This is a genomic window from Kordia algicida OT-1, from assembly GCF_000154725.1.
GTDB classification, from domain to species: domain Bacteria; phylum Bacteroidota; class Bacteroidia; order Flavobacteriales; family Flavobacteriaceae; genus Kordia; species Kordia algicida.
On record NZ_DS544873.1, the window covers coordinates 655,235 to 666,722 of the forward strand.

General features: G+C 35.2%; 5 protein-coding genes, 2 tRNA genes and 1 rRNA gene. 5 read left to right on the plus strand and 3 right to left on the minus strand.

The features are described from left to right. The first annotated feature begins 1 nt into the window (after window position 1). The gene (locus KAOT1_RS22655) at window positions 2-1,186 is read left to right on the plus strand and encodes a CPBP family glutamic-type intramembrane protease (protein ID WP_007093204.1); all 1,185 of its coding nucleotides are present in this window, start codon (window positions 2-4) and stop codon (window positions 1,184-1,186) included. A gap of 4 nt (window positions 1,187-1,190) precedes the next feature. Here KAOT1_RS22655 and KAOT1_RS02955 read toward each other — a convergent pair whose 3' ends face one another. From KAOT1_RS02955 to KAOT1_RS21810, 3 genes are all read right to left on the minus strand, one after another. Then, window positions 1,191-3,668: a hypothetical protein gene (locus KAOT1_RS02955; protein ID WP_007093205.1), complete on the minus strand. Its 2,478-nt coding sequence runs from the start codon at window positions 3,666-3,668 to the stop codon at window positions 1,191-1,193. 126 nt (window positions 3,669-3,794) lie between these two features. Next, on the minus strand, window positions 3,795-5,723 hold the full coding sequence (locus tag KAOT1_RS02960; RefSeq protein WP_040559287.1) for a DUF3857 domain-containing protein: 1,929 nt from the start codon (window positions 5,721-5,723) through the stop codon (window positions 3,795-3,797). 10 nt (window positions 5,724-5,733) lie between these two features. Beyond that, complete coding sequence (locus tag KAOT1_RS21810; RefSeq protein ID WP_083777277.1) at window positions 5,734-7,629, minus strand: DUF3857 domain-containing transglutaminase family protein; 1,896 nt, start codon at window positions 7,627-7,629, stop codon at window positions 5,734-5,736. 172 nt (window positions 7,630-7,801) lie between these two features. On the opposite strand from KAOT1_RS21810, the gene KAOT1_RS02970 reads away from it, so the two are divergent. The 4 genes from KAOT1_RS02970 to KAOT1_RS02985 all read left to right on the plus strand — a co-directional run bounded on the left by KAOT1_RS02970 (window position 7,802) and on the right by KAOT1_RS02985 (window position 11,391). Next, on the plus strand, window positions 7,802-8,890 hold the full coding sequence (locus KAOT1_RS02970; protein ID WP_007093208.1) for an AMP-binding protein: 1,089 nt from the start codon (window positions 7,802-7,804) through the stop codon (window positions 8,888-8,890). 598 nt (window positions 8,891-9,488) lie between these two features. Next, window positions 9,489-11,010, plus strand: a 16S ribosomal RNA gene (locus tag KAOT1_RS02975). A gap of 86 nt (window positions 11,011-11,096) precedes the next feature. Beyond that, window positions 11,097-11,170 (plus strand) — tRNA-Ile (locus KAOT1_RS02980). A gap of 144 nt (window positions 11,171-11,314) precedes the next feature. Next, window positions 11,315-11,391, plus strand: a tRNA-Ala gene (locus KAOT1_RS02985). Window positions 11,392-11,488 lie beyond the last annotated feature (97 nt).

Genomic DNA, 11,488 nt, shown 5'->3' on the forward strand with positions numbered 1-11,488 from the left:
CATGTTTATACAACAAGCTTATAAAGGTAGATATGAATTTTGGCGTTACATTCTAGGAACTTTTATTACGTTTTTTACATGGCAGTTTTTAGGTTCAATTCCGCTTTTGCTAGTATTAATGATTAAAGTTTTTCAAAAAGCGAATGACGATGATTTGAGTGTTTATGAACTGCTAAGTACTGATAGTAATACACAAACTATAGGCGGTATGGTGGAATTATTAGGGTCAAATTTATTCTTGTTCTTAATGATCGTATCGTTTGCTTTTGGTTTGGCAGGAATATTATTCTCTAACAAAGTACTTCATAAATTATCGTTCACTGCATTGACAACATCCCGAAAAGAAATAGATTGGAAACGAATATTTGTTGGACTCTCTTTAGTTGTAATTTTTAATTTAGCAATTTTTGGAATTGGTTATTATTTAGCCCCAGAAGGATTGATATGGAATTTTAAACTGGAACCTTTTGTAACGCTGTTATTCATTTCTTTGCTTTTTCTTCCATTTCAAACAAGTTTTGAAGAATACCTCTTTAGAGGATATTTAATGCAGGGAATAGGAGTGAATTTAAAAGAAAATAAATGGATTCCTATTTTGGTAATAGTTTCAGCAATTGCGCCAGTAACTTATATTGTTTTGTATGCAAACTTTAAATTGGAAATGTATACTAATTTAGGATATACTGGATTGTTAATGTTATTATTAGTGTTCTTAATAGATAGCCTTACGAAAACCAATCAAACGTATTTGCGTCGAAAATGGATTCCTTTATTATTTACTTCAGTAATTTTTGGAGTTATGCATGCTGCAAATCCTGAAGTTGAAAAATTAGGTTACATTTCCATGGTATATTATATAGGTACAGGTTTCATTTTAGGAATTATGACTTTAATGGACGAAGGAATGGAATTAGCACTTGGTTTTCATGCTGGTAATAATATTTTGACAGCATTATTAATTTCTACAGATTGGTCAGCACTTCAAACAGATGCAGTGTTCATTGATACTTCTGAACCTTCTGCGGGATTTTTCGACATCTTTTTTCCAGTGTTTATCATCTACCCAATTATGTTATTGATTTTAGCAAAAATTTACAAATGGAAAAACTGGAAAGAAAAAATATTCGGAAAAGTTCCTGATAAAAGTGACATGTTGAACGAAATTTCGGGAATTAAAGAGATTTAAAAAATCAATTCACATCAAACTGAAATACAGTTCCGCCAAGTAAACCATTTCCGTTTGTACCTTCTAGCTTTCCTAAAAACGTAGTTTGGACATCAGAAGTGTAAAAACTTACAGTAATTTCACCATTTTCATCAGAAACTAAATTTGGTGCCCAAAACAAGGTTTTTCGGTTGTCAGGAAATGCTTTTTCTGTGGCATCAACGTACAACGGACTGTAAAATTCTTTCTCTGGATAAAATCCTTTGGTCGAAACAAAACCACGATTTTCCGTGCTTTCATCGCCTTTTGCGCCCATGTAGGTAACTAAACTTCCATCATTTAAACGATAGGTTTCACCAAATTCAGGTTTTGGTCCCGCTTTGTGATTTACACAGTTCAAAATATTGTATTCAAAACATACATAATCAGAAGAACTGCCCTGATAATTATAGGCTTTACCACGATTTTTGTTTCTATTTTTATAGGTTGTTAAATTCACTTCTTCCAAATAATTGGTCTCTGTAAAGCTAAATTTTGCATCGTATGAAGATTGTTTTTTGGCAGCTTTGCGCACATCAGTTTCAGGAAAAATGAGCATTTTATTTTTTGTTAAGCTTTCAATTTCCTCAAAAGGATCTTCCAATATCAAAATCATCTTTTCGGTATCCATTGGAAAAAATGTCAATTGATGTCCTTGTGCAATTTTTAAAATGGATGGTGTAAACGAAAAATTTCCGCCTACATCAACTTTTGACGAGCGAACTGATTTTGGTAAAATCACACGAATTTCTGCATTTGAAGCATTTTGTAGCGTTCCGCTTTCCGTTTTTTGATATAATTTCCCTTGAATGTTTGGCGAAAACGTCAGACGTTTTTTTGGTTCTTCAAAAAGTGTTTCATTCCATACATACGTTCGCCAACCTTGCGTTAACAATAGTAAATCTAGATACCTTTCACGATTTTTCTTCTTGCTATCAAAGTAATATCTAGCATCATAAATATGACCTTTCAATTCAGAAAATAAGTAATAATGCGGCATGATGGCGTAATCATTTTCTTTGTCAACATACAAATGATCGCAGACACTTAGACTTAAATTGGCAATGGCAGGATTTTGATTTTGATCTTTAACTTTAAATTTTAGCGTGACTTTATCTTTTTGTCTAAAGGAACTTTTGGAGATTTCAGAAAGCGACACTTGTAACTTCTGATCGAGATTTGCATACACGAGTCGTTCTGCAATTGGAAACATATTTTGGTCAAATAGCGTTACTTCTGCAATTCCTTGTGGAAGTTTGTCTAACGGTAACTTGAAACGAACACGTTGTTTGCTTAAAGAAGCAGTTGCCATCCAATATACAAGTCCGCGACTTTGCGCACGAATGTATACTTTTTGTTCGGAAACATTTGCTGTTTTGGTAATGCTAAAATGAACGTGATTTTTAGTCTGTCGGTCAACTTGTAATTTGATTCCTGTGTTTTTTATATTGTCAATTTTGAAAATACTATCAAGTTTCGGACGCACTATTTTTACAGTGTATGAGCGATCTTGTTTTGGCGTGAATGAAAATTTTCCCATTCCGTAATGAACGGTTTCAAAAGTGTTCACCTTTTTACCATTTTCATACAATTCTCCTTTAATTTTTATCGGTTTCCCATAATGATTCACAGCTTTAAATGCTACCGTATTTGGTAGATTGTTTACGAGATTTCCACCTTCAGGATACATGCCAAATTGAATTTTAGATATATTCCGAAAAGGAATTTCCACATTGTGTTCCGCATTATTTTTTCCTTCTTTTACACGGAGTTTGATGGTTGTGGCGTTTTTATTTTTATCAACAGGAAAAGAAATTTTAGCTTCTCCATTGGCATCAGTTTCCGTACGAATACGATCTAATTTTTTAGTTCCTGCGTATAAAGTTGCTATAAGCGATGTGTTTTTATACGGAACTCGACTTCTAGAAAATACGGAAACATTCAAGGAAATTTGTTGCTTGCGATTGTATGTTTTTTGAGAGAATTCACTATCTATTAAAATCTTTGGAATAATACTCGTTTTAATCTGAATACGTTTTATGGAACGAATGGTTTTTGATGAACTTTCCAACGTATTTTTTGTGTGAATGCGCAATTCGTAATCGCCATCTTCTAGAATTTCAGCCAAAAATAAATATCCATTGGCAAAACCATTTGCAGCTTCGTACTTTTCTTGTACAATCATAAACGGATCATCGTTTTCAAGCTTGTACAATTCCACAAAAATAATATTGGTTTCGCGTGATAGTTTTACATTGTTTCCATTAAGTAGATATGCTTTAAACCATAAATCTTCGCCAGGTTCATAAATATCTTTATCTGTGTGAATGTAAATGTTTTCTTTGAGTTGTTCTGTTGCCAAGTTTTCAAATTGAGTTACCAAGCGGTAATTTGAAATACTGTCTAAAGTTTGTGAAGTAGCATTGAGTGAAATTAGTAGAAAAACAGCGGTAATGTATTTCATAAAATTGGCGTGATCGGTTCTTATAAATATACATAATTTCATCAATTTTCATGCCTAAAAAGTCAGTTTTTGGTATAAAAAAACGCGCTCAGATTTCTAAGCGCGTTTTGTAAATTATAATTATTTTTATTCTTTCGGATTCATCAAGATTGCAGCTTTATTAAAGTCGGAAGCCGCATTGATAACTTCGCGGAAACCTTCGTATTCTGTAATATCGTATTCGTATTCTTTGTAGAATTCTTCAATCATAACCGTTAATTTGTTGCCTTCTAGTTTGTAGTTGGATTCAAACTTACATTTTTGATTGCCTTCTTCATCCAACAATTCTTTTTTGATGATTAACGATTCTAAACCTTCAATGTCATAATCGGCAGGAATATTGACCACAATTTCGTAATTGTAACGATTTGGATATTGCATCTGAATTGGATTGACACGTTTCGTTTCTTGGTACAATTCGCTTTGCGTACCAATGACTTTTCCAACCTGAAAAATATAACTGTCGCCAGCTTCTTCCAATAAAGATTCTGATGTAATAGTACTACTTACCAAAAATGGTTTGTTGTATTCCAATTGCATCATTTCTTTGTTTTTTGGCTCATATTTTTTTACGACTTTGTCTTCAATTCCCGAACCTGTTAAATAATCTTCAAACTCTTTGATTTGTTGCTCAGGTGCTAGATTTAAAAACGCACGATTGTTCATTGCCCAATGTCCGTAATATTCTTGGTTTTGGTCAATTTTCACATATTCCATATCGTCTTCAAAAGAAATATTCATGTTGCGCACTACGCGACTGAAATCAGGATCTTTTTGCAATATTTTATAAAAGCTGTATTGCTTTTTAGCGTTTACAAAAATTCCTTTGTTTCCAAGAATATTCGGTGGAATTTCACTCAGGCGATAATCTACTCGATTTGGTGAAATGTAGTTATATGTCTTCGGAATGTAGATTAAAAATTCGCGCAAAGCAGCAGGATTGAAGAATTCTGAATCGAATTTATGTTCGTACACATCAGATGTAATTACAGGTAAATATTCAACATTTGCAGCTTTTAGTAAGTGTGCATAAATTTTAATGATTCCTAAATCACTTGCCGATTTGTTTTTGACAATGTAATCAATATCAGAAAGTTGTGCATTATTATTTTTTACAATGGTATAATTTGTTTTTACATAATCATCTATCAAATACGCTTTTGTAAAATCGTCATCTTTTTGATTTTTCAGTAAATTTTCAATAATTTTTGCAATCTCAGGATGTACCGTTTCTGGAAACATTCCGTCGGTAATATTTGTTACAACATTGTTCCATAACATGCTATCTGTGACATTTGTGCCTGGTCCGAAACACTGAAAAGCAACATAGGTTTTGTTAGCATTTGGAGTAGCGTATTCTTCTTCTAACATTGGAACTATATTTTTCAAAACCAATTGTTTTCCTGCTCTTTTATTATAGGTTTTTGCAACAAATTGACTGTTTGCGTTGTAGACTTTGATACGTCCTGGCAAATCTCCCATAATGAAATCGTATTCTAATTTTCGAATCGGATAGCTTTTTTGTAAAGTTTCTCTACCAAAAGCAGAATATTCTTTTTCAAGTGTGTATAACACTTCAATTTCCGAATCTTTTTCGGCACCTTCAATCGCAAAGATTTTAAAATCACCATATTCTTCTACATTTTTGACTTCTTTAATGTTGTCTTTGTTGAGCAATGTGACTTTTCCGTTTGGTGTAATCGTTCGTGCTTTAATGTCTACAATATCAATGACATCATACATAGAAATGTACACCGTATTATGTGTTTTAATTCCTTTTTCGTCGTGTACACGCGCAATGGTATGTGTCGTTTCAAACTTTTTTATATTGTTACCAAATTCGGGAACGACATATTCTATCATGTATTTTTCAAGAATTCCTACGGAAGATTCGTTGGCTTCTTTCTCAGAAAGTTGGTGTAATTTTGGCTTTTTTGCCCAATCATAATTTTTATAATATTGTGAAAATGCTTGTGTAGAACAGAAACACAAAAGGATAACAATAAATGTTCTCATATAATTTAGTTTACTTTTCAATGATAATACTTTTTTTGTAGGCTTTTATTAATTTTTTCACAAAACTATTCCAGTCTTCAAAATCTTGTTTTTCAATACGTAATGTGTTGATGTAAATGTTTTTATGTTGAATGATTTTACCTTCTTTTTCTTCGTAAGAAATACTAAAACCATAGGCTTTTCCGTCATATTTGATCGGTTTTGGCACAGAAGTCACTTTGTAACCTTCTGGAATGACAAACGTTGTTGTGTATTCTTTTTGAAACTGATGATCGATCTTTTTGGCATATTTACGTTTGGCAATGTCAATTTTTTGCTTAGATAAGGTGCGGTCAATGTTGAGGTTTAAAATGGTCTTTGAACCGATTGTTTTCGCGTAACTTTCAATCAGTAAATCAAAGGAAACTGTCAACGTTTTGTGTTTAGATGCTACTGGAGACACCTTGATGTTTTGATATTTTGTTTTGTTATTTCCTAATGCCAATGTGGTGTTTAAGAATTCTTCTTCGGTATTGTCTTTTTTCTTGTAAAGATAATCCGTGACAAAATCAACGCGTTCATAACCTGTCAATACGCGTTCTTCGGAAGCATTAATATTTCCGTTTTTAAAAGTAATGTTCGTATTGATGATTGTTTTGCTTTTCTCAGAAGGTTGTACAGGTACTTTTTTTAAGACAAATTTTTCAGGAGAAATTCCAATCAACGCTTCTTTTGTTTGTGTAAAAGAACTTGGCATTCCAAAATTTACATAACTGTCAGTTCCATCAATAAAAATGGTGTCATTATCGATCACCGTTGCAGTAATCATATGATTGTCAACCATTGGTGTCGGAACTTCGTCATACAAATACGGACGATCGCGTGTACCAATCCACGTACGAAACGAAGGAATTCCTACATGATTCAACATGACATACAGTAAATTTGCCATGTCTTTACAATCGCCATAACGGTTGTTGCAAACACTTGCGGCACCACGTGGAATGAATCCGCCTAAACCATCTTCAAAAGCGACATACGTAATATTTTCTTGCACCCAATTGTAAATTGCTTCCGCTTTTTCGCGATCTGTTGTATGCGCTTTTGCGATGTCTTCTGCAATTTTATACACTTTTTGCAAATCATTTTCGTCCACTTGTTTTGCCAAAGAAGCGTACCAACTGTACAAATCGTCTACGTTGTTCAAAATTGGAATTGTCTTTCCTTTTTCGGTGTAATTTTTTATGTGTAAAATGATATGTGGCAAATGGTACAAAGCCGCTTCTGCATTTTCTTCACTAGAAAATTTAGCAACATTTTCAGTTGTCCACGTATAAATAGTACTATTTTTTGTTTCTTCTTTATGAAAACTTACGTTGATATTTTCCGTGTGGAATTCTCTATAGCCAATTTCAACATTCTTAGGAAATTCAATACGCAACACTGCTTTTTTTGTCGGAGCGTACGTTCCAAAGCGAAACAAACCTAAAAAGTGTGGTTCTGTAATAACTTCTTTATATTTTAAATCGGTAATTGCGCCTTTTGTTACGGCTGGAAAGGTAAAATTTTTTGTTTGCTGATCGCTGTAAAAAATACCATCATCAAACTCGTGCTTGGTTTCTATATAATCAACTTCAATTGTTTTTCCCGTAGCTGGTAAATAGGTTGTTGCTTCAATATCTTTCAATTCTGTAAAACTATCAAAGCGAAGTATTTCATTGGCAAAATAGAGTTTATTTGCGGTTAAATATTCAGCTTTTTCATGAATACTTTTTACAATTTTAAAATCTCCTTTTTTTAGATTGATTTTGATGTCTTCAGTACGTTCTAAAAAGTGAAAATCTTCTTTTGAACCATGCTGCGCAAAGCAAAAACTTACCATAAAAAAGAGTAACAATACAGGGAATTTCATATATGATGTTGTCATAAATTATAAATTAAAATCAATGTGGAGAATCCTACTTTAAAAGCAAACATTATTTATGGTGAAATATTGTGTGCAAAAAGCAAGTACGAGCCACTAAAATAGTAAAAACTCATCAAGAAATCAGTGATTTTTCCAAGCTTATTTCTAAATTTACACAACAATATTTACAAAAATGATTCCAAATTTTAAAAATATACATCGAAAGTTTAAACTAAACGGAAATCACTTCGGTCATGAAGAGCTAAAAGAAGTTGCGTACAGCTTTATAAAAGAAGGAAATCCGCATGAACAAACGCTTGGTGATTTTTTATTGGATTGGTTGGATGAAAAAACCTATGTAGATGTCTTTACGTCAGGTTCTACAGGAAAACCCAAGCCAATTCGTTTGGACAAACAAGCTATGGTACATTCGGCATTGGCGACAGGCGATTTTTTTGGAATTAAATCAGGTGATGCTGCATTGCAATGTCTGCCTTCCAATTTTATTGCGGGGAAGATGATGTTGGTTCGTGCAATGATTTTAGGATTATCGTTAGATGTAATTGCACCAACTTCAAATCCGTTGAAGAACCATGATAAAGACTATGATTTTTGCGCGATGGTTCCATTGCAGGTTGAAAATTCTTTGGAACAATTACACCAAATTAAAACCTTGATTATTGGTGGCGCGCCAGCTTCTTCCACTTTGATTGAACATTTGCAAACTGTTACCACCAACGTATTTGCTACCTATGGAATGACAGAAACCATTACACACATTGCAGCAAAACCATTGAATCATTTACCGAAAGGAAAAAAAACATATTATAAAACCTTGCCAAATATTCAGATTCAAACTGACAATCGAAATTGTCTCGTAATTCACGCACCGAGAATTACTGAGGGAAAAATTATCACGAATGATGTTGTGCATATTATTTCTAAAACTGAATTTGATTGGCTCGGGCGATTTGACAACGTGATTAACAGTGGTGGCGTCAAACTTCATCCTGAGCAAATAGAGGAGAAGCTGAGTCCGTTTATCAATACGCGCTATTTTGTTGCTTCAATAGATGATGAACGATTGGGCAAAAAGCTCATTCTTATTATAGAAGATCCACAAGAAACTATTGATACTTCAAGTTTGTTGGAAACCATTAAAACATCTAAAAATTTTAACAAATTTGAAATCCCAAAAAACATTTACACTACAAAAAACTTTACTGAAACCAACACTGGAAAAGTACAACGATTACAGACTTTAATTTCGCTTAGCATTTAAAGTTAAAAAGTTTCTATTTTACAACCCACAACCCACAACCCACAACAAAAAAAATCCAACCCCAAACTCCCTAGCAAATAAGCACTTACAAAGGCACTAAAAACAAAGGCAAAAAAAACTTTTAAAAAGTCTAGGTGGTAAAGAAAAGGTTTCTATATTTGCATCCGCTAAAACAGACATGGTTTGTGTTAGTGAAGTTCATTACAAGGCTAGATTAATTTTTGATTAAAAAAACTTTCAAAAAAGGTTTAAAAAGATTTTGTTAGAAAGGAAAAAGGGTTGTATGTTTGCATCCGCTAAAAACGGGAATGTTTTTAGTTAAGTTCTAAGAGATAAATTCTTTATTTTGGGAGGCAAGAAGTTTGCGATAGAGCTTCAAAAAAAATCTCAAAAAAAGTTTTGTAGAATTAAAAAAGGGTTTTATATTTGCACCCGCTTTCGGAAGGAAGTTTAAGAAATAGAAAGAAATAGTTCATTGACATATTGATTAGCAGCAATTATATTGGAGACAATATAATGATAAAAAACATAAGCAAAGACATCTTTTGAGAATAATAGAATTGTTCGGAGTTGAAAGAAATTATATTATAAAGAAACAACGATGAAGAGTTTGATCCTGGCTCAGGATGAACGCTAGCGGCAGGCTTAACACATGCAAGTCGAGGGGTAACATTGGTGCTTGCACCAGATGACGACCGGCGCACGGGTGCGTAACGCGTATGAAACCTACCTAATACAGGGGGATAGCCCAGAGAAATTTGGATTAATACCCCATGGTACTGTTGGATTGCATGATTCAATAGTTAAAGATTTATCGGTATTAGATGGTCATGCGTTCTATTAGTTAGTTGGTAAGGTAACGGCTTACCAAGACAGCGATAGATAGGGGCCCTGAGAGGGGGATCCCCCACACTGGTACTGAGACACGGACCAGACTCCTACGGGAGGCAGCAGTGAGGAATATTGGACAATGGAGGCAACTCTGATCCAGCCATGCCGCGTGAAGGAAGACTGCCCTATGGGTTGTAAACTTCTTTTATAGAGGAAGAAACGTGAATACGTGTATTCATTTGACGGTACTCTACGAATAAGGATCGGCTAACTCCGTGCCAGCAGCCGCGGTAATACGGAGGATCCAAGCGTTATCCGGAATCATTGGGTTTAAAGGGTCCGCAGGCGGTTGTTTAAGTCAGAGGTGAAAGTTTGCAGCTCAACTGTAAAATTGCCTTTGATACTGAATAACTTGAGTTATAATGAAGTGGTTAGAATATGTAGTGTAGCGGTGAAATGCATAGATATTACATAGAATACCGATTGCGAAGGCAGATCACTAATTATATACTGACGCTGAGGGACGAAAGCGTGGGGAGCGAACAGGATTAGATACCCTGGTAGTCCACGCCGTAAACGATGGTTACTAGCTGTTTGGATTTCGGTCTGAGTGGCTAAGCGAAAGTGATAAGTAACCCACCTGGGGAGTACGATCGCAAGATTGAAACTCAAAGGAATTGACGGGGGCCCGCACAAGCGGTGGAGCATGTGGTTTAATTCGATGATACGCGAGGAACCTTACCAGGGCTTAAATGTAGTATGACAGGGGCAGAGACGCCTTTTTCTTCGGACATACTACAAGGTGCTGCATGGTTGTCGTCAGCTCGTGCCGTGAGGTGTCAGGTTAAGTCCTATAACGAGCGCAACCCCTGTTGTTAGTTACCAGCATGTAAAGGTGGGGACTCTAACAAGACTGCCGGTGCAAACCGTGAGGAAGGTGGGGATGACGTCAAATCATCACGGCCCTTACGTCCTGGGCTACACACGTGCTACAATGGTAGGTACAGCGAGCAGCCACTACGCAAGTAGGAGCGAATCTACAAAACCTATCTCAGTTCGGATCGGAGTCTGCAACTCGACTCCGTGAAGCTGGAATCGCTAGTAATCGGATATCAGCCATGATCCGGTGAATACGTTCCCGGGCCTTGTACACACCGCCCGTCAAGCCATGGAAGCTGGGGGTACCTGAAGTCGGTGACCGTAAGGAGCTGCCTAGGGTAAAACTAGTAACTGGGGCTAAGTCGTAACAAGGTAGCCGTACCGGAAGGTGCGGCTGGAACACCTCCTTTCTAGAGCGACGATGAATAATTTGAAAATGATCGATAGATTGTTTTTGCTTAGCTGTTAATTAAGAAATTGAACAAAATACAAGTAGAGTCTCATAGCTCAGCTGGTTAGAGCGCTACACTGATAATGTAGAGGTCGGCAGTTCGAGTCTGCCTGAGACTACTAATTTTAGTTAAGAGTTTAGGATTCAGAATTATGAGTTTTGAATGGTTAATTAAAAATATGTATTAAATAGGAAATTTTAGAAGTTGGGTTTGTTAGGAGTTTTACTCAAGACTCATTACTAATAACTCATCACTAAAGAATGGGGGATTAGCTCAGCTGGCTAGAGCGCCTGCCTTGCACGCAGGAGGTCATCGGTTCGACTCCGATATTCTCCACCAAGTTCCCATGAAAATGGGAATCTCATTGAAGGTTTTTAAAAATTTTCATGAGATATCCAATCAAGTTGGATATTATAAAGTTCATTGACATATTGAG